Raw genomic sequence first — 18,751 nt, 5'->3', positions numbered from 1 at the left:
AGTGAATCAAGCTACCGGAAGCCCCTCGCAAGCGGCGCTATGCGAAACGCTAAAAGCTAAAAGCTATAAGACCAAGCTGAGTCGGGGATGCTGCCTCCCGAACAAGGGAGCAATTGCAGTCACTTACCCTTGGAAGAGAGTTTCAATGAATAAAAATCACTACCTTAGAAAACATCTGTGGAAATCGGCTACGGATTTCGGCGTGATAGCGATTCCCGTGGCGGTTTTCCTACTTATTAGCGGTTACGGCGAAGTCTGGAAAGCAGTTGTTATCATCGGTATGGGGATGGCCTTGATTGTTTTGAGTGTCGATCGTCGGGCGCGGATCGAAGCGGCAGAAGACGTCGAGAGGAAAACAGCTAAGAAAGGTGGCCAGGTTACGTAGTGTTTGTTGATGGAGCAGCATTAGGGCTTGGCAATGATAGAAAAGTCGCTCGCCTATACCACATACATAGTAGAACAATGATAATAGACGTATAGGGGCGTAGGGCTTGCCAGAAAAAGAATACTGGGCGGAATATCCATATTGAACTGATGGTCTTAAAGCCTTCGAACGTATAGAAACTTCAGGAAAACATGTCTTGCTATCGATTTTGAAGTGATTAAGCGGATCGTTTATGACGGTAATGGACCAGCTTATAAGCTAATGAAGGCGATGCAATCAGTAGAACGGCAAGAGGACATAGCGGGTTATTAGGGCCCACCGAGAATTAAGCTGGCCCTCCTAGCTTAACTCGCTGCGCGGGGCCGAGGTGAAGAGGCCTTGCTGGACCAGCTAGAAAATCAAGGCGCTGCCGATGCAGTGGACAGGGAAATCACCTATGTGCTTAAGAACCCTGCAATGCTAGGTCTGGTTAAGCCCTGGTTAAGTGTGGCTGTTCCTCACAAGCAGCCGTGATAATGCGTATGAATCAGTTACATATAAGCGGGGTTACCGTGCCGTTCGAATGTGTTTGTGCCGTTTAAGTCAATTGTTTTTAAACATCAGTCGGTCGAAAAGGACAATGATCAGTCTATGCTAATGCTGGTATTACCTCAATAAGTCGATTATAATTTAACATCAGGATCATACGATGCTTAAAGGTGTGTAATGGGAATACCTGCTTTATATTTAGCCATCCCTCTTTCAGCTTTATTCTTATATATTGCCTATCTACATTACAAAATCCATAGAATCAGTAATACTTACAAAATAAGGCAGGCAAAGTCTTTAGAAGAATACAGGTTGTCAAAAGTGCTTCACCAGGTTGAGGTAAAAAAAATACAAAAAGAATGGCGTGACTATTTGGAAAATGAGTTTGCTAGATTTTCAAAAATTAGGAACATAGAAGAGCATGAGAAGGAGCTTGAAAAAGAATACCAAAATAAAAATAAAAATCTAGAATTGGAGTATTACAAATTTAAATCCAGAATAAGTAAGTTGTCTAAAAATTACAAAAACTATAAAATTACATATGATGAGCTTAGGAAAAGAATTTCAGAGCAAGAGGAGGATTTGGAGTGCATGACATACGGTGTTTATCGCCCACATTTCACCTATCAGCATTCTGACGAGTTCAAAGAAGCGCTTCTTGATATTAGCAGGGAGCAAAAAGAGGATATTAAGTATGACTTGGCTTGGAGCTGTAGTACGGTCTGGAGCGTGGGGGACAGCCTAGTAAAAGGAAGAACCATGACAAAGCGCCAAGCAAAGCTTATGCTCAGAGCGTTTAACGGTGAATGCGATGCTGCAATGGTGAAAGTAACATGGAATAATGCCACCATCATGAAGCAACGCATACAGAAGTCATTCAATGCTATTAATAAGCTTGGTAAATCAAATGACATTGAGATAACTGAGACATATCTTGAGCACAAACTTAAAGAATTCCAGCTTCATTATGAACTGAAGTTAAAAATACATGAAGAGAAAGAAGAACAGCGTCAAATTCGTGAGGCTATGCGTGAAGAGGCCAAGCTTCAAAAGGATGTAGAAAAAGCAACGAAAAAGGCTGATCAGGATAGAGCAAACTACGAGCGAGCGCTTCGTAAAGCCAGAAAAGACCTAGATGAGGCTGGATATATCGAGAAGGGGGAAGCCGAGCGAAAGGTTTCTGAGATACAGGCTCATTTGGATGAAGCGATAGCAAGGAAGGAAAGGGCGCTTTCACAAGCACAACTAACACGGGCAGGGCATGTTTACATTATCTCAAATATTGGGTGTTTCGGTGAAGAGGTATTCAAAATAGGAATGACTCGCCGCTTAGATCCATCAGACCGAATACGTGAGCTTGGGGGTGCATCTGTACCTTTCCCATTTGATGTGCATGGCATGGTGTACTCGGATAATGCGCCGGGACTTGAGAATACATTGCATCGCAAATTTTCAGACAGGCGCATAAATATGGTTAACCTCAGAAAAGAATTTTTTAATGTAACTCTCTCTGAAATCCAGGATGTTGTTCAGGATTTAGGCTTGGAACTTAAGCTAACTAAGAAAGCTGAAGCACAACAGTACAGGGAAACCTCTGCCATTCTTGCAGAGATGAGTGACCAGGAAGAATATCTCGCTAGGATGGAAGTGGAAGAATTCCCCGCAGAACTTTTAGAAAATGAAGAATAATCACGCAAACTATATCCCCTTTGGCCTCGGGGTTGAGGATGGGCGCGTCTGGCATGCTTCTGAGTTGGACCGTGAAAATCAACGAGGTAAGTCTTGTGAATGTATCTGTCCTGGATGCAGGATGCCACTGTGGTCTAAGCTAGGTGACAAGAAAGAGTGGCACTTTGCGCACGCACCTAACTACACAGATTGCGGCTCGGGGGCGGAAACTGGGATTCATTTAGCAGCTAAACAACTAATCCTAAACGAGTCCGCCATTGCAATCCCCGAATTATCGGTTAATTGCACGCTGAATGACTTGAATGGTAAAGAGCACACAAAGCATAGAAAGCTATTAGACAAGTCACAGCGATGTGATGTGTACAATGCACAACCAGAAGTACGATTGGCGACTATTGTTGCCGACCTCTGTGTGGAAGATAAAGAGGGACAGCTGCTAATAGAAATTGCGGTAAATCATTTCGTCGATTCTGCTAAATTTGATAAGATAGCTAGTCTCGGCATCAGGTGTATTGAGATTGATTTAAGCAAAGTGAATAGAAACTGTACGTTACATGAGTTGAAGGCCCATATCTTTGATCCAGATAATTCACTCTGGGTGTTTCATCCTGAGTGTGTACGCTGGACGCGCTTACTGTCGATGGATCTCAAGGCTGAAGTGAACGCTATAAACAAGCAGATCGAGAAATTCATGAGGCTAGCGAAAGATAAAGGATCGTCCAGATACGCTAACCATGCGGCTGATGATGCAACCCAATACCACACGCCGACAAACGCAGATGAGTTAGCGGAACAGATCTGGCGTAAGAAATTCTACAGACATTCTTGGTATCGTCGGAGATAAGGTACTTAGAATCACTGAACAATTCGTACTGGGCAGTAAGTGCCTATTCAAAATTAATCGTGTTATCAGCTCCGTAGCCACCAAGCAGGCGGTGCACCTCATTACATAGGCGATCAAATGAGAGATAGGCGCTCAAAGGCAACCAGGTGTACTTCATCTGCCGCCACAGAATCTCAATCAGATTCAGCTCCGGTGAGTAGGCAGACAGATAGACCAGATGCACACGCTGCGACATCCAGTCCACTATCTTGCGCCTGAATGCCTTGGAGCGATGCATGCTGGCATTATCGAGCACCACGACGGCGAAGGTGCCTGGATCCTTCTGAGCCACAAACTGGTCAAACGCTTCGATGACCGTTTCCGTGGTTACGGTCTCGGTTGTCGTATGGTAGACCAGCTTCCCGGCTCGACTGAGGAACCCCAGCACGTTTAGCCTCCGGCTGTGAGTGTAGGCAGCTACCTCCCAAGGCTTGCCGATCGGGCTCCACGCATACGGCACCGATGACGCTTGTGAAAAGCCTGACTCATCAAAGTAGTAAAGCTCGTGCCCTGGTCTTCCCGCTTGTGAAGCGCCTTCATCAAGCCCTGTGTATTGCGGAAGTCCTTTTCGTCACGGCGCGCTTTCAGTGAGTACCGAATGCGCTTGAAGCTATGGTCGTTTTTTTTCAACGCCCGTCGGAGGGTTACCGTGGCGACCGTCTTACCGGTCTCTTCCTGAAAGCGAGCCTGCAAGGCTCGAATCTGATGAGGATGCTCGGCCACCAACGCCTGCAGTCGTTTGTGATCGTGTTCGTCGAGGGCGGGTGTTCGCCCACTGCGCGGCTTATCAATGAGCCCGTCGAGGCCGGACACTTCCCATTGCTTGAACCATCGTGACACGGCATCACGACGAACCTGTAGTATCTCACTGATTTGGTTGATGGTATGGCCTTGGTCACTCAGTAGAATGGCATGCGCTCGGCGACGGAGGGCGCGCTTCTCGCCATGGTGATAGGCTGAGGCCTGCGTCTGGTGTTCAGATTCAGTGAGAGGGGCAACGAAGCGCTTTTCCATGGTTCCGTCCGTGTCAGAAGACCTGACATGGATATTACTCGAAGACTTTAGGTCAAGCACTTAGCTTCGGTGTCGTCGCTTGTTTATGCAGCTTGATGTCCATGAACCTGTTCCTGAATGAATTGCCGAAGAAGCTCCTTGGCTGTCAGCAGAGGATAACTTCTATAGGCGATCTGATCATCCGAGACACTACATAAGGTACTGAAGCACCTTTTTTCGCCTATTCGAAACTGCTATTTCAGCCTGGATTTAACGTTTATTAGCAGCGGCTTTTTTTTTATAAACATGCAAAAAATATAATATACCATCTTGTGTAAGATATTTTTCTCGGTATTTTCCACTATTTCGAGATTGTGTTTGCGATGACAAGAACTTTAGTCAATCATCTAGTTGCGCTTGCTTTTGCGCGCCGATGGATACAACAGAAATGCGGGAGTGAGGGCTATGGCTTACCTTAGAACGACGTGTAAGGCTCATGTAGCAGGGTTGAAGAGCATCAAAGGCTTCCCTTTAATTCTTACTGAAGACTATAGAGTAAACTGGTTGACATTGCATTTTATCTTTTATCTTGCCAGGAAAAGTGCTGTGAGCTCGGTAAAAACATATGCTGTCCATTTGACAGATTTTTATAGCCAGCTTGAAGTTGATAAGCTGGATGTTTTTGATGTGGACGATGACTGGCTGTCAGCTTACAAACAGTACTTGATCCGCCGGAATGATGAGAGACCTGAAAATACTCAAAACTATGCTAGCCAAGTAATTAGAACAGTGGTCCTTTACTGTAGCTGGCTTACGGAGCAGGGTTTCAGTGATGTCCTATGTGGTGAAGGGATTGGGTATAACATACAGATTTCAGCAGGAAGGAAGGGTGGCATAAAGCACCCTTTGATTAAAAATGAAAATAGCGACTCCAAAGCCATTTCAGCACCTTGGACCCAGTGGATCGAAGTTATAAAAAAATATGGACCGAAGAGAGAGGACTTGGCTAGGAGGTTCGAGCTAATGATCGATTGGGGCCGTCTTGGAGGCCTCAGGGCCCATGAAATATGTGGGCTAAAGGTCTGGCAGTTGCCGGACAAAGAATCAGCCTTTAAGAAACTGGAAAAAAAACGAAAAATAAAAATTAAGCTCTTCGTTACTAAAGGCGGAGAGGAGGGATGTATTTACGTGCCGCCGTTGCTTGTGATTAAAACTTGGGAGTATGTTGAAATTTACAGGCGAGATGTGGTCAGGAAGCATAAAAAAATCCAGAAAAAAAAGCGAGAGAATTACTTAGAGCCAGATTATATTTTTTTATCAGATGCAACGGGCGGGCCTAGTACTCCTAGAGGATTTTCGAACACTGTTAGAAAAGCATTCCTAACAGCAGTAGAAGATAAGCAGCTTTCAACAGATGAGAGAGTATGGCTTCACGGGTTGAGACATAATTTCATAAGCCTTAAGTTTAAGGCGGCAGATGATATGAAGATCAAACATTCAGAAAATTATGTTCGGCAATCTTCAAGGCATAAGTCAGTGGATTCGCTAGGTGGCTATTCATCTGGACGGTTTGATGAGGATTTTAGTTGATGGCCAGGCTTTCTAGGGAAAAATTAAAAGTAAAAAAATCAGCAGATATTATCGATGTTGTCCCTTATGTGGGCTGGGAATTAGAGGTTGAAGCTGGAGATCCTATAGACGTATCTTTTCTTTATAATGTTGCCGGAGGAAGATTAATTCAAGAGCAGCTTTCTTTGCAATTGAGAGGGCAAAGGAAAAAAAGAGCTGTTGGCAACGTGATTCTAAGGTTTTTGAGGTTCATGGCAAAAGCAAGTGGTAGAGTCGACGCGAATAGTCTTTTGGAATATAAACTATATCTTGATAAAGATCTTTATGTCAGCGTCCACACGAAAAGCCAAATGTATTCAGCCGCTGCAGGGTTTGTTAAACGTTTGATGGCTGCAGAGGTTATTGCGCATGAAGCCATACCCAAAAACTTTGATAGAGTTAAGAAAAAAACATATCCGAGCATCTTTGAATTGTCTGCTATCGAAATGGAGCGATTCGCGAAGGAGAAAGAGCTGGAAATTGAAAGTCTCCAGAAAGAGTTGGGGGTAGGTAAGAAAGAAGCTGTTATTGTTAAATACGGAAATGAGGTTTTGTCCGCTTTCCATCATGGAGCTATAAAGAAAATAAAGGAGTGGGAGGAAGACTGCGAAAAAATAGATAAAGCAATAAGAAAATATGGGAGTGATGATGTTGTTGCGCTTGGAGGAGTAAGTGATTTTCGCGAACGCGAAGGCAACTGGCAAAGCAGCATAATGCCAAGCAGGAATTTCGAGGGCGCTATAGGTGTTTTATATGCGCGATTTAACAGATTACTTCCTGCTTCCTCGGAGTGGCCCCCGGGAATTTGTGATTACCTTAAGTCTAGAGGTTGGCCTCAATCGAGAGTGGTTGCAGCATTTTTCAACAGTACTAATAACCTAAAATATTTCTTGGTAGCCGCGCTAACGCACAAAGATCTTTTGCCAAATGTTGACAGTGTTGCATTCTATTCTTACCTAAATTCGTTTGAAAAAGGAAATGAGATAGGAAGTATCAACGTTTTTTTTGGTAAAAAGAGAGGAGGCCCTGTAAATGCCACGTTGCCGGTTATGGATCCGCTGTGTGAGGTTTTTATAAACTTTCAGGAAAGGCAGAAAAGGTTACTTTCCGAAGTTACCGGTGGCGCTAATTGGCTAAACAAGGAGCGTTGTGAGCTATTTATAATTTTTTCAGGAAAAAGAGGTAAAGATTACCGTTTGAAACTGGTGGATCCAAGCTCAACTGTTGATATGGTTCGGTATGCTGCTCGTGACCTGTCAGAAACCTACCCTGTCTTGAGGCCACTAATAGGAAAAATCACAGGTAAATCATTTAGACCTACCATTGTGGCAATGGATGTGGCTGAAGGTTCTTCTTTTTCGGACGTGAGTAAAAAGTTGAACCATGCCAACTTTTCCACAACTGCTGGATATGCGTTGCGAATAGAGACACAGTCGTCTCTTGAGATGAAATTAAGAAATTTCCAGGAATACCTTCTGAGCTGTAATAGGGGAGAGGGAGAAAGAACTGGTACAGGCTACTTTTGTGGTATCAAAGGCGAAGAAGGCGTTACTTGCAAGGGTGTAGACATGTGTTTTAATTGTGAGGCTAAGCGAATAATTTTGAAAGATTCTCGCTCTTTGTCTGAGTGGTTAGCATGGATTATCAAGATTAAGAAAAGCATGAATAGACTAAAACATAATAATCCTGAGAGGTGGAGTGGTTATTGGGAAGTGAGGCTTGCAGAATATGAGTCTATGGTTTCCTTGTGTACGCGTTCAGAAGTTGAAAAAGCTAGTTTATTGGCGTTTGAAATCGAACAGCATCTTCCATTTTTGGACTGAATAATGAAAGAAACTATGTTTCTAGACTTTTATGGTACTCCGCAAGGAAAAGCAAGCTCAGATGAAGGGGATGTATGGTGGTTAAATCCTGACTCTACACGTGATAGATGGAAGCTTAAGAATATGGTCCCTGGTTCGTCATATTCCTATTTCACTGTAAGCTGGACTCCGCGCAACGACGAGCTGACGCCTCTTTCGGTTCATAGGTGGGAATGGTGGAAGGGGTACTCACAAAGACTGTCATATTTCATAATGGAGTCTGACAAGACAAGTGTTAATAAAACATCTACTCTTGCACTATGCTGTCGAGAAGTTCGGGCTCTTGCAGAATGGTTTTGTTTTTCATGTGGGCTTAGTAGAGTGCAAGATGTCAGCAGGATGCATGTTGATGCATATGAGCGGCATTTTTTCAGAGCAGGTCTTACTGTTAATAGCATTGTTACAAAACTTTCAATTTTTTCTTACATGTTTACTTTGAAGGAGGAGGTTGGGGACGGTTTAGTGTTTTCTCCCTACGTAAGTGATATCGTCAGTGTGGCAAAAAAAATGGGCAAGAAGGGGGGGCATACAAGAACTATTTTTCCTAGGCAGTTTCTCGGTCTGATAGACTTTTCTCTGGGAAAGGTTGCAGATTCAGAACGCGTGATCACGCTTCTTAAAGGGTATTCATCTTTTGGTGAAAGATTTGATAGAAAAAAGAAGAACAGGAGGTTTGAATCAGAGTTTGGAATAAGTGTTGGCATGCTCAAGAAAGAGGTTAAGCTATTATATTCCTCTGCCATTTTGCTGGTCATGGCTCTAACTGCAATGCGTAAGCACGAAGCAGCCGGGATAAGCTACGATAATGCGGTAGCCTCAGTATATTTAGGGGAGTATTTGTCAGGAGTTGTGCATAAAACTGCGGGCACGCAGACAGGGCAGCCAACGTCTAGGCCAGTGCCTAAGGAAGTAATTGACTCTTTGTCTGTAATAATAGCATTGACAAGCTCTACTCGTGAAGTTTCAAGCAATCGTGATAAGTTATTGCTCGAGCTTCCCTTTAGCTATGGGTTAAAGGAAGGTCAGGAGCCTGATGACACTATTAGTACAAATAAGCTATATCGCATGTTTGACATCTTGTCAGAGGCGGCCGGTCTTGATTACAAGGTTAGGCCTCATATGATGAGAAGAGCATTTTCTTTGATGTGGAGCTGGAGGTTTGATGTTGGGGATCTTGAGTATTTGTCGAATATTTTATATCACAACGATTATCGCTATACAATAGCTTATGTTGACGATGAGGATGTGGAAGAGTTTCTCGACGACGGGTTTAGAGAGTATACGCACGACTACCTTGAGCGAATCTTTTTAGGGGATGTGTCAGTTGCGGGAGGGATTAGCAGTACATTGAGCAAGTATAAAAGAATTTTTCATGCGAGGTTTAGTGTGGCTACTCCCGATAGGGTGTCTGATTTTGTTGATAGTATTATGATGAAGCACGAGTACCGCGTTATTCCCAATGCGGATGGTTACTGTTTTATCAGTCGTGGGCGAGGCTCAAGAGCAAAATGCTCAACGAATGGACGTAAGGTGAACTATGCAAATAGGAGCGAAATCACTTGCGCAAGTTGTCCTAATTTCGGGGTTGATAGTACGCGTAGAGAATATTGGATGCACCGAAGAGACGCGCATATAAAAGTCATGAGCTATCATGAGAATGAGAAAGGGATGATGTATGAAGCAGCTTCAGAAGGGGTTAAGAGAGCTGAAACTATTGTTCGCCTGATCGATAGGGAGGGTGGAGAATGAAAAGAAGCAGTGAAAAGTTTTCCGATGCCATTAGGCGGTCAATCAAACACCTTGAGGATTCAGGGGTTTCAATTACTCAAAAGGCGGTAATTGATAACGCTTTATTTGATAATGGCAGGCATGTTGGGAAGTCTACGCTGTATCGTAAGGACCCGGTAACAAAAGAGCATTTCTACAAAGGCCTGCTTGCAGAGATTGATAACGCTGCATCAAGACAGAGAAGGTTTAGAGGTAGGCCTACCAAAAAAGAAACTGTAATAGAGTTGAAGGGCGTAATTAGAGAGTTAAAGAGGGAGAATCAAGCTCTTGTCGATCAGGTAGTAACGCAGGAGGCAGAGCTAATTAAGTTGAAGTCTTTAAAACGCTCAGATTTGGGAGTTGCTAAAGCAAAGGATGATGATATTTATGTGCTGGCAAAAATTCTTTTAGGAAAAACCTCTGGCTCTCATGAATCCCTCGACTCTATCGTAAGGCGGTATGAAATTGTCCACAAGGGGACAGAGCGACTTAAGGAGTCACAAGCCGCGGCCGAAAAGTTACGCCAAGAGCTGTCGGGGGCTACGGTTTCCTTGCCGGGCATGAGAAAATAGGCTCAGAGGCAGTATATTGTGTAGTCGATGACTGTGCTAGACTAGAAAAAATCTATTAATCACAAAGGCTTGGAGGCTAAATATATGGCTAGAGGGGTGAATAAAGTCATTCTGATTGGCAACCTGGGGCAGGATCCGGATGTGCGGTTTTTGCCCTCCGGCAACCCGGTCGCCAATCTGCGCATCGCGACGACCGATAGCTGGACAGACAAGCAAAGCGGGCAGCGTCAGGAACGCACCGAGTGGCATAGCGTCGTGCTGTTCAACAAGTTGGCGGAGATCGCCCAGCAGTATGTCAAGAAAGGTTCGCGTATTTACATCGAAGGGCGTCTGCAGACGCGCAAGTGGCAAGGGCAGGACGGCCAGGATCGCTACAGTACCGAGATCGTCGGCAACGACATGCAGATGCTCGATTCTCGGGGCGCTCAAGGCGGTGGCGACTACGCTCAGCAGCCCCAGGGCAATTATGGTGCCCAGCAGAACAGCTATGGCCAACAGGGCGGCTATGGCAATGCCCCGCAAGGTGGGGGCCAGCAGGGCGGCGGTCAGGCTCAGCGCCCCGCGCAACAGCCTCCTGCTCAGGGTGGCCAAGGGAGTGCCGGACAGCAGGGTAATAACTACGGTGCGCCCAATCCTGGCAGCTTCGATGATTTCGATGACGAAATCCCGTTCTAGGCGTTTGCTTGAAAATGCGTCATTTCTTTGAGTTCGGCTGGTAGCGCAGGCGCCAGGGAGCTTCCCGGTCCTTGGATTCGGCGTAGGGAATACCGATTCGGGGGCCGGCAATGACGTGACTATCTTCAACAGGCGTTCCCTGCTCGAGCCACAGCCGTTTTCCCTGGCATATATCATGGCGGTTTAACTCCGCCAGGGTGATACCCATTGCCTGGGTGAGCTTGCCGGGACCGTTTGCCAGATTGCGGCCATTCTTGCCACTGCGTCGAGCGATCATGGACGTTTCCCCTGTGATCGGGACGAGGGCTCTCAACAACACGGCGCCTGGGTGGCCTGATGATTCGGTAACTAGGTTGAACATATCGTGGATACCATATATCAGGTAGACATAGGCATGCCCGGGTGGGCCAAACATGGGCGCATTGCGCGGTGTAAGACCGCGGGCAGCATGACTGGCGCTGTCCTCGGTTCCGCCGTAGGCTTCGGTTTCGACGATACGACCTACCAGGCGCTCGTCACCCTGGACGCGTACAAGATGTCGTCCCAGCAAGTCCCGAGCGACTTCCAGGGCTGGGCGCGCATAGAAGCTCCGGGTTAACGGCCCATCGTTGATCATTGCCAAAGAGTCCCCATCATCATGATATTGAGCCTGCATTCTTGTAGAAGGAAGCGCCGTGAAGCTGTTGATTCTTGATGCAGGGCATTGTTTGAGTCTGGCATTTACGCGTCAAGCCAATCGTCGCAATGATACTGAACTGGTGATTGCGCAGGCGTTGACGCTCACCTCCGAGCAGCTTGAAGAAGTCGCCCCGGATGCCTTGATCATTCCGCCTTTGGCATCCCCCAGCAATGCGACGCCGGCGATGGTGGAGTCTCATGCTAAGGCCGTGGAAAGCTGTTTGGCATTGTGTCGCCATGCCGGCGTTCCCTTGGTGTGGTGTGTCTCGGATGAGCTTTACGAAGATGGTGCCGAGCTACCCATCGATGAGCATGTGATTCCCCATCCACGGGATGAAAGCCTGTGCCGATTGATTGCTACCGGTAATCGCATTCGCACGGACTTGCCGGAGCATCTGATCGTACGTCTGGGGCCATTGTTTGCCCTCGAAGGCAGCGAGGCCTGGTTGGCTGAGTTGATCGAGCAGCTTCTGCAAGGGCGCAGTGTTCGTGTCGCGGAAGATATCGTTTTTTGTCCGATTTCGGCAGATGCGGTAGCGATGGCGTTGATCGGTATGCTGCAGCAACTGAGCTGCAGTGCGGCAGCCTGGGGAGCCTATCATTTGGCCGGTATCGAACCTGTCAGTGCCTATACCTTTACGTCGACGGTGCGCACACAGCTCGATACACGCCTTGCCGGGTTGGGCGAGAAGGTCGCGCTGGGCGATCTCAAGGCGCTTAATCATCATCATGACCAGCCGCTACGGCGCGTGCTCAACTGTCAGCGGGTACTCGATGTCTACGGCGTGCATCAAAAGCTCTGGCGGCTTGAACTGGGCCGGATGCTGGATACCTGGTGTCACGCCTATCAGGCTCGGGAGAAAAGCGCATGAACACGCTACGCAGCCTGATATTCTATGTGGTCTACTTTCTTGCCATTCTATTTTTTGGATTGGTGTGTCTGCCGATCACGCCACTGTTGCCCCTGGCGGCTCGCTACAAGCTGCTTAACCTCTACAACCACTTCATCATTGCCTGGTTCTCACTCATCTGCGGGGTGCGCTACGAAGTGCATGGTCGGAAGAACGTGCCCAAGGGGCCGGTGGTGATTCTGGCCAATCACCAGTGTGAATGGGAAACGCTTTTCCTGCAGGTACTCAAGCCCCCGGTCTGCACCGTGCTCAAGCAGGAGCTCCTGCGTCTACCGCTGTTCGGCTGGGCGCTGCGATTGCTTCATCCTATTGCTCTTGATCGTTCGCGGCCGGCGCGTGCCATGAAACAGGTGTTGTCTCAGGGGCCCAAGCGGCTGAAAGAAGGGCTGTCGGTACTGATTTTTCCTGAAGGCACCCGAGTCGAGCCGGGGCAGCGGCGACGTTACAACAAGAGCGGTGCGGTCATTGCCTGTCGCGCCGGCGTTCCTGTGATGCCGGTGGCCCATAATGGCGGTGAACGCTGGCCGGGGCGACATTGGGTCAAGAATCCCGGGCGTTTGACGGTGGTGGTGGGTGAGCCTATCGCAACGGAAGGGCGTACCCCGGAAGAGGTGCTGGTCAAGGTTGAAGAGTGGATCGAGTCGCAGCTGACCCTGATTTCAGAAGTCCCTCGGCCGCCGCGCGTTACTGACGCGCCGGCGCCACAGCTTCCTACCTAGAAGAACCTGTCTTGATATAAACTTGATATAAAAAAAGGGCGCCCAACGAGACGCCCTTAATCTTTTTTCGATTTAGCGGTGCGGTCAATCAGGTATCTAGACGCTGTAAGACCAGGCAGGCGTTGGTACCACCGAAGCCGAAGCTGTTGGTCATCGCTCTCTCTATGGTCACATTGTCGCGTCGAGTTCGCACGATATCGATGCCTTCAGCCTGATCATCGAGTTCTTCGATGTTCGCCGAAGCGGCGACAAATCCATGTTCCATCATCAACAAGGAGTAGATGGCTTCCTGCACACCGGTGGCGCCCAAGGAATGGCCGGTCAAGGATTTGGTCGAACTTATCGCCGGCGTCTGGTTGCCAAAAATCTCGCGGATCGCTCGAAGTTCGGAAATGTCGCCTACCGGGGTCGAGGTGCCGTGGGTATTGATATAGTCGATATTGCCTTCCACTCCGGCCATGGCCTGGCGCATGCAGCGCACGGCGCCTTCACCGGAAGGTGCAACCATATCGTAGCCATCGGACGTCGCGCCGTAACCCACGAGTTCCGCGTAGATCTTGGCACCGCGGGCCTTGGCATGTTCCAGATCTTCAAGTACCAGCATGCCGCCGCCACCGGCAATGACGAAGCCATCCCGTGCCTTGTCGTAGGGACGTGACGCCTTTTCAGGCGTAGCGTTGTAGCTGCTGCTCAAAGCCCCCATGGCATCGAACAGGCAGGAGAGCGTCCAGTGCTCTTCTTCGCCGCCACCGGCGAACACGATATCCTGCTTGCCCATCTGGATCTGTTCCATGGCGTTGCCGATACAGTGTACCGACGTAGCGCAGGCAGAGGAGATCGAGTAATTGATGCCCTTTATTTGAAAGGGGGTGGCCAAGCAGGCAGACACCGTGCTGCCCATGGTGCGGGTTACACGATAAGGGCCGATGCGGCGCAGCCCTTTATCACGCAGTACGTCCGCCGCCTCGACCTGGTTAGCACTGGAAGCCCCGCCTGAGCCGGCGATCAAACCGGTGCGCTCATTGGAAACCTGCTCCGGTGCTAACCCCGCGTCCTCTATGGCCTGCGCCATGGAGACGTAGGCGTATGCGGCTGCATCGCCCATGAAGCGGCGTTGTTTTCGGTCGACCAGTGTATCCAGGTCGATATCGATTGTGCCGGCCACATGACTGCGGAAGCCGCGCTCAGCATACTCTTCCTTGAAGCGGATGCCCGAACGGCCTGCCTTGAGCGCATCCAGCACCTGGTGCTGATCATTGCCAAGACAGGAGACGATGCCCAGGCCAGTGACGACCACTCGTCGCATGGAAGCCTCCTGATCAGAAGTTTGCAGTGGAGGTGAACAGACCGACACGTAAGTCGTTGGCCTGATAGATCTCGCGGCCGTCGACCGCGACAGTACCGTCAGCAATACCCAGGATGAGGCGTCGGGTAATGATGCGTTTTACATGAATATGGTAAGTGACTTTTTCAGCGTCGGGCATGATTTGTCCGGAAAACTTGACTTCGCCGCAGCCCAAGGCGCGCCCACGCCCTGGATGGCCGAGCCAGCCTAGGTAAAAGCCGACCAGTTGCCACATGGCATCTAGCCCTAGGCATCCCGGCATCACTGGGTCGCCAGGGAAATGGCAGTCGAAGAACCATAGGTCAGGGCGAATATCCAGCTCGGCGATCAGCTCACCCTTGTCATAGCGGCCACCGGCTTCTTCGATACGGGTTATACGATCCAACATCAGCATATTGGGGGCCGGCAATTGGGCGTTGCCGGGGCCAAATAGCTTGCCCTGGCTGCAGGCTAGCAGCTCTTCATATGCAAAGGAGTGTTGCTCGGTCACTGAGTCGTTCCAAGTGTCAGAAGTGTCGTGTACTACGCATTGTGTGTACGCGCCTAGTTTACTGGCAGTAAGGAATGAATGCACGTCGTCGAATAGAGGTATTGCTCGGGTTGAAGTTCGATCGTCGCCCGGACACAAACATTAGTTCGAGTTTACAAACGTTGTAATCCTCTCTCTTGCGCCTGGGTAAGCCTGCAAGGCATGATGCCCGCTCAGTCCGCAACCTAGTATTATAATGAAAAATTATGTGGCCCTCTTTTTCTCTTAAACATCCAGTGGTCTGGCTAGGCATTGTCGCTCTAGGGATGTTGCCCTTGTTACCGCTCATGTCGCTACGCTTGATAGCACTGGCGGTCGTGATCCTGGCCCTGCTGTATGTGACGCGACAGATGCGCCAAGAGCATTGTCGGCGTCAGTTAATCGAGAAAGCGTTGGAACTATCAGAGGATGGCGTAATGATCTGCGATGCTGCCAATCGCATAATCAGTGTCAATGCTGCCTTCACTCATATTACCGGCTTTCAGCGTCAGGAAGTGATAGGCCTCGATCCCTCGGTATTGTCTTCGGGACGTCATGACAAGACGTTCTTTGAACGCTATTGGCACGCGCTCGATACTACGGGGCGCTGGGAAGGTGAAATATGGAACAAGCGCAAGCGCGGCGAACAGTATCCTGAATGGCTTCGGGTTCAGGCATGTTCGAATCGACATGGCCGCACCGAAAACTACATTGCGCTGTTCACCGATATTTCCAAACACAAGGCACGGGAACAGGATCTCGAGCGTGTAGGCTTCGAGGATCCTCTGACCGGTCTGCCCAATCGACGACGGCTGCACGACATACTCACATCGCGGTTGCAGCATTTGCGCGCCGGCGAAGGGCTGGATCTGGCGCTAATCGATATCGATGGTTTCAAGTCGGTCAACGATGGCCTTGGGGTCGAGGGGGGGGATCGATTACTGGCGCGCTTCGGCCAGCGCTTGTCTACCGTTGCCGCTCAGGCAACGGTGGGTCGTCTTGGGGGAGACGAGTTCATGCTGATTCGTACCACGACCTTCGACGATCATGAGAAATGGATTGCCGGTTTGCGAGAGCATCTCAGCGAGCCTTTCGAGTACAACGATCGCTCACTGCGGCTTGGCTTTTCCATTGGCAGTTGCCGAGCCCCTGAAGACGGCAGCGATTCGGGGCTCTTGTTTCAACGTCTCGAGTCAGCGCTTTACAGCGCCAAACATCATGGCCGTAGCCACGATCAACGTTTTCAGCCTTCTCTTGAGATCAAGGGCGACAGACAGTTGACGCTGGTCAACGATCTTCGCCGTGCCTTGATTCAGGGTAACCAGCTAGAGCTACATTACCAGACCCAGCACCGGCTCTCGGATGATTCCCTGGTAGGGATGGAGGCGTTATTACGCTGGCGCCATCCTGAACATGGGATGATATCGCCTGTTGACTTCATTCCCTTGGCGGAACGTCACGGCTTGATGAATGCCGTGGGTAGCTGGGTTATCGAACAGGCCGTAGCACAGCAGGCCAAATGGCTTACAAGAAATGATACCTGCGTACCCATTTGGATCAACATTTCGGTATTGCAGTTGATCCAGGGGGATCTTGAATCGCGCATTGCTGCTTCCTTGGCCCAGCATGGGGTGCCTGCTCGATTGATCGGCCTCGAGTTGACCGAGTCGGTGCTGCTAGACGAGCGTGCCGGCGATATTTCCCCGCGGCTCAACGCACTGCGTGACAGTGGTCATCTCATCGCTGTCGATGATTTCGGGACCGGTTACTCCTCATTGGCCTATCTCAAGCATCTGCCGGTGGACAAGCTCAAGCTGGATCGCATGTTCATTCGTGGCTTGCCCGAGGATTCCGGTGATGCCGCCATTGTCAAGGCAGTGCTGTCGATGGCGCGCGGATTGAAGTTGGAAGTCATCGCCGAAGGCGTGGAAACCGTGGCTCAGCGCGATCACCTGACAGCGGACGGGTGCCAGCTGTGTCAGGGATTCCTGCTCTCGCGCCCAGAGTCAGCGAGTGGTATCGAGACCCGCTACCCATCACATCATGATCCTTGAGGCTCTTGACTCAAGCTCGATGCTCCAAACGACGACATAACCATAGGCATACCAACGCCCGGTTCGCTGCTCTAGGGGCGCCAGAGTATGCGCCAATTCCGCTCGCTGATAATCCAGGTAATCAATCGTCGCGCTTGAGCGCCTTGAAAGCGTCCAGCGCCCGGGCGCGAGCTGCCTTGTGATCGACAATGGGGGCAGGGTAGTCGACCTCCTTGAGCATGTCCTTGGGCGGCGCATGGCGTGCCTTGTCGGGCAATTTTGCAAGCTCCGACAGGAATTCGGCGATGAACTCGCCCTGAGGGTCGAAGCGCCGAGATTGGGTCGTGGGATTGAAGATTCGAAAATAGGGCGATGCATCGGTGCCGGTAGAAGCGGCCCATTGCCAGCCGCCGTTGTTGGAGGCGAAGTCCCCATCGATCAGGTGCTTCATGAAGAATGCCTCTCCGCGCCGCCAGTCGATCAAGAGATGCTTGCTCAGGAACATGGCGGTCACCATGCGCAGGCGATTGTGCATCCAGCCTCGCTGCACCAGCTGGCGCATGGCGGCGTCCACCAGCGGATAGCCGGTGCGCCCTTCGCACCAGGCGGCAAAGGCCTCATCGTCATCGCGCCAGGCCAGTTTCTCGGTGTAGCGCTGGAAAGGTTCATGGCGACAGATATCCGGATAACCCAGCACGATATGCTGATAGAACTCGCGCCAGATGAGCTCGTTGACCCAGCTGGTCAGGCCGGCATCGCCCTCTGCGAGGCTGCCGCCATTTGCGCTCATCGCCGCCTGTAGACACTGGCGATGGGAAATCATGCCCAGGGACAGATAGGCGGACAGTTCGCTGGTGCCCTGAATGGCGGGAAAATTGCGCTGGTCCTTGTAATGTCGCACTCGGTAGTGCAGAAAACGTTCGAGGCGATCCGCGGCAGCCTCCTGACCAGCAGGCCAGTGTCTGGCATCCACAGGCTTGCCGTCGAGTACGTTCTTTTGTTTAGCCTGAAGCGTGGATAGTGCGGGGATACGATCGTTATCGATGCCAAGGTGTTGTTGGGCCTCGGGTGAATCCCGTAGGGCAAGGCGTTCGGCACTTATTTCTCGATGCCAAGCCTTGGCGAAAGGCGTGAAAACGCTGTAATAGTCGCCCTGGCCGGTCAGCAACTCTCCCGGTGCAAAGGCCACCGCATCCGTATGAGGATGTACCGCGTGATTGTCCTGCTTGAAGGCCTTTATCACCGCCTCGTCCCGGCGCCATTCATTGAGGGGGTATTCGCGATTGAAATGCAGCCCGCCCTCGATGCCGTACTCATCGGCAATTTTCAACAAAACCTTGGGCGCTTCATCGAAGGTGTCGATGTCGCGATGCAGCAGTGGGATGTTGAGTCCTCTCAGATCGTCACCCAGGGCGCGTACGCCACGGTGCCAGAAATCGATCTTGTTGATGCCATGATCCTGAGCTTGCCATTGCGGTACGCTGCGAAGAAATACTGCAATGACTGGTCCGGACTTGGCAGCGGTAGCCAAGGCGGTGTTATCCAAGGTGCGAAGATCGCTACGAAACCAGACCAGTTGTCGTTGCATAAAAAAC

At 49.8% G+C, this 18,751-nt stretch carries 15 protein-coding genes and 1 pseudogene; 11 read left to right on the top strand and 5 right to left on the bottom strand.

Translation table 11 applies throughout. From position 1 onward, the window contains the following. The first annotated feature begins 145 nt into the window (after window positions 1-145). The 3 genes from H7850_RS14655 (at window position 146) to H7850_RS14645 (ending at window position 3,446) form a co-directional block, all read left to right on the top strand. Entirely contained in the window at window positions 146-385 is a 240-nt protein-coding gene (locus H7850_RS14655) for a hypothetical protein (protein ID WP_072825612.1), read from the top strand. A gap of 705 nt (window positions 386-1,090) precedes the next feature. Next, window positions 1,091-2,602 (top strand): DUF4041 domain-containing protein, encoded by a 1,512-nt coding sequence (locus tag H7850_RS14650; RefSeq protein ID WP_227370329.1) that lies wholly within the window; start codon window positions 1,091-1,093, stop codon window positions 2,600-2,602. After that, window positions 2,592-3,446 (top strand): competence protein CoiA family protein, encoded by an 855-nt coding sequence (locus H7850_RS14645; protein WP_139249155.1) that lies wholly within the window; start codon window positions 2,592-2,594, stop codon window positions 3,444-3,446. Before H7850_RS14650 ends, H7850_RS14645 begins: the two co-directional genes overlap by 11 nt. 43 nt (window positions 3,447-3,489) lie before the next feature. On the opposite strand, the pseudogene H7850_RS14640 reads toward H7850_RS14645, so the two are convergent. After that, window positions 3,490-4,499 (bottom strand): annotated as a pseudogene (locus H7850_RS14640) (IS630 family transposase). 444 nt (window positions 4,500-4,943) lie between these two features. Here H7850_RS14640 and H7850_RS14635 point away from each other — a divergent pair. The 5 genes from H7850_RS14635 to ssb all read left to right on the top strand — a co-directional run bounded on the left by H7850_RS14635 (window position 4,944) and on the right by ssb (window position 10,962). Further along, window positions 4,944-6,068 carry a site-specific integrase gene (locus H7850_RS14635; protein WP_139249154.1) on the top strand — a complete coding sequence of 375 codons (1,125 nt, stop codon included), beginning with the start codon at window positions 4,944-4,946 and terminating at the stop codon, window positions 6,066-6,068. Continuing rightward, window positions 6,068-7,909: a hypothetical protein gene (locus H7850_RS14630; protein ID WP_139249153.1), complete on the top strand. Its 1,842-nt coding sequence runs from the start codon at window positions 6,068-6,070 to the stop codon at window positions 7,907-7,909. Before H7850_RS14635 ends, H7850_RS14630 begins: the two co-directional genes overlap by 1 nt. Before the next feature lie 3 nt (window positions 7,910-7,912). Next, window positions 7,913-9,697 carry a tyrosine-type recombinase/integrase gene (locus H7850_RS14625; protein ID WP_084671730.1) on the top strand — a complete coding sequence of 595 codons (1,785 nt, stop codon included), beginning with the start codon at window positions 7,913-7,915 and terminating at the stop codon, window positions 9,695-9,697. Beyond that, complete coding sequence (locus tag H7850_RS14620) at window positions 9,694-10,287, top strand: hypothetical protein (RefSeq protein ID WP_072824746.1); 594 nt, start codon at window positions 9,694-9,696, stop codon at window positions 10,285-10,287. The genes H7850_RS14625 and H7850_RS14620 overlap by 4 nt, the downstream gene beginning before the upstream one ends. Window positions 10,288-10,371: 84 nt before the next feature. Continuing rightward, on the top strand, window positions 10,372-10,962 hold the full coding sequence (ssb, locus tag H7850_RS14615; protein WP_227370328.1) for a single-stranded DNA-binding protein: 591 nt from the start codon (window positions 10,372-10,374) through the stop codon (window positions 10,960-10,962). A 19-nt stretch (window positions 10,963-10,981) separates the two neighbouring features. On the opposite strand, the gene H7850_RS14610 is transcribed toward ssb, so the two are convergent. Then, window positions 10,982-11,578, bottom strand: coding sequence for a DNA-3-methyladenine glycosylase (locus tag H7850_RS14610; RefSeq protein WP_227370327.1), 597 nt, complete (start codon window positions 11,576-11,578; stop codon window positions 10,982-10,984). 58 nt (window positions 11,579-11,636) lie between these two features. On the opposite strand from H7850_RS14610, the gene H7850_RS14605 reads away from it, so the two are divergent. Continuing rightward, entirely contained in the window at window positions 11,637-12,512 is an 876-nt protein-coding gene (locus H7850_RS14605) for a sugar nucleotide-binding protein (protein ID WP_227370326.1), read from the top strand. After that, on the top strand, window positions 12,509-13,270 hold the full coding sequence (locus tag H7850_RS14600; RefSeq protein WP_227370325.1) for a lysophospholipid acyltransferase family protein: 762 nt from the start codon (window positions 12,509-12,511) through the stop codon (window positions 13,268-13,270). Before H7850_RS14605 ends, H7850_RS14600 begins: the two co-directional genes overlap by 4 nt. Before the next feature lie 88 nt (window positions 13,271-13,358). Here the strand turns inward: H7850_RS14600 and fabB are convergent, their stop codons facing one another. Both fabB and fabA read right to left on the bottom strand, forming a co-directional pair. Continuing rightward, window positions 13,359-14,576, bottom strand: a complete 1,218-nt coding sequence (gene fabB, locus H7850_RS14595) for a beta-ketoacyl-ACP synthase I (RefSeq protein WP_227370324.1) — start codon at window positions 14,574-14,576, stop codon at window positions 13,359-13,361. Window positions 14,577-14,589: 13 nt separating this feature from the next. After that, window positions 14,590-15,105 (bottom strand): 3-hydroxyacyl-[acyl-carrier-protein] dehydratase FabA, encoded by a 516-nt coding sequence (gene fabA, locus H7850_RS14590; RefSeq protein WP_227370323.1) that lies wholly within the window; start codon window positions 15,103-15,105, stop codon window positions 14,590-14,592. A 245-nt stretch (window positions 15,106-15,350) separates the two neighbouring features. On the opposite strand from fabA, the gene H7850_RS14585 reads away from it, so the two are divergent. Continuing rightward, window positions 15,351-17,177, top strand: a complete 1,827-nt coding sequence (locus H7850_RS14585) for a putative bifunctional diguanylate cyclase/phosphodiesterase (RefSeq protein WP_227370322.1) — start codon at window positions 15,351-15,353, stop codon at window positions 17,175-17,177. Between the two features lie 121 nt (window positions 17,178-17,298). On the opposite strand, the gene phrB is transcribed toward H7850_RS14585, so the two are convergent. Next, window positions 17,299-18,744 carry a deoxyribodipyrimidine photo-lyase gene (gene phrB / locus H7850_RS14580; RefSeq protein ID WP_227370321.1) on the bottom strand — a complete coding sequence of 482 codons (1,446 nt, stop codon included), beginning with the start codon at window positions 18,742-18,744 and terminating at the stop codon, window positions 17,299-17,301. Between the last annotated feature and the right edge of the window lie 7 nt (window positions 18,745-18,751).

It is taken from the genome of Halomonas sp. M20 (genome assembly GCF_020622265.1).
Classification (GTDB): Bacteria; Pseudomonadota; Gammaproteobacteria; order Pseudomonadales; family Halomonadaceae; genus Modicisalibacter.
Note: the sequence above shows the minus strand (reverse complement) of the source record. Positions and strands in the feature narration are given on the sequence as shown.

Excerpts from the sequence above, each read along its gene's own strand:
- H7850_RS14630 (WP_139249153.1), top strand. The coding sequence starts at position 6,068 with ATGGCCAGGCTTTCTAGGGAAAAATTAAAAGTAAAAAAATCAGCAGAT.
- H7850_RS14610 (WP_227370327.1), bottom strand. The coding sequence starts at position 11,578 with ATGATCAACGATGGGCCGTTAACCCGGAGCTTCTATGCGCGCCCAGCC.
- H7850_RS14655 (WP_072825612.1), top strand. The coding sequence starts at position 146 with ATGAATAAAAATCACTACCTTAGAAAACATCTGTGGAAATCGGCTACG.
- phrB (WP_227370321.1), bottom strand. The coding sequence starts at position 18,744 with ATGCAACGACAACTGGTCTGGTTTCGTAGCGATCTTCGCACCTTGGAT.
- ssb (WP_227370328.1), top strand. The coding sequence starts at position 10,372 with ATGGCTAGAGGGGTGAATAAAGTCATTCTGATTGGCAACCTGGGGCAG.
- H7850_RS14625 (WP_084671730.1), top strand. The coding sequence starts at position 7,913 with ATGAAAGAAACTATGTTTCTAGACTTTTATGGTACTCCGCAAGGAAAA.
- H7850_RS14645 (WP_139249155.1), top strand. The coding sequence starts at position 2,592 with ATGAAGAATAATCACGCAAACTATATCCCCTTTGGCCTCGGGGTTGAG.
- fabB (WP_227370324.1), bottom strand. The coding sequence starts at position 14,576 with ATGCGACGAGTGGTCGTCACTGGCCTGGGCATCGTCTCCTGTCTTGGC.
- H7850_RS14650 (WP_227370329.1), top strand. The coding sequence starts at position 1,091 with ATGGGAATACCTGCTTTATATTTAGCCATCCCTCTTTCAGCTTTATTC.
- H7850_RS14635 (WP_139249154.1), top strand. The coding sequence starts at position 4,944 with ATGGCTTACCTTAGAACGACGTGTAAGGCTCATGTAGCAGGGTTGAAG.
- H7850_RS14620 (WP_072824746.1), top strand. The coding sequence starts at position 9,694 with ATGAAAAGAAGCAGTGAAAAGTTTTCCGATGCCATTAGGCGGTCAATC.
- H7850_RS14585 (WP_227370322.1), top strand. The coding sequence starts at position 15,351 with ATGTGGCCCTCTTTTTCTCTTAAACATCCAGTGGTCTGGCTAGGCATT.
- H7850_RS14600 (WP_227370325.1), top strand. The coding sequence starts at position 12,509 with ATGAACACGCTACGCAGCCTGATATTCTATGTGGTCTACTTTCTTGCC.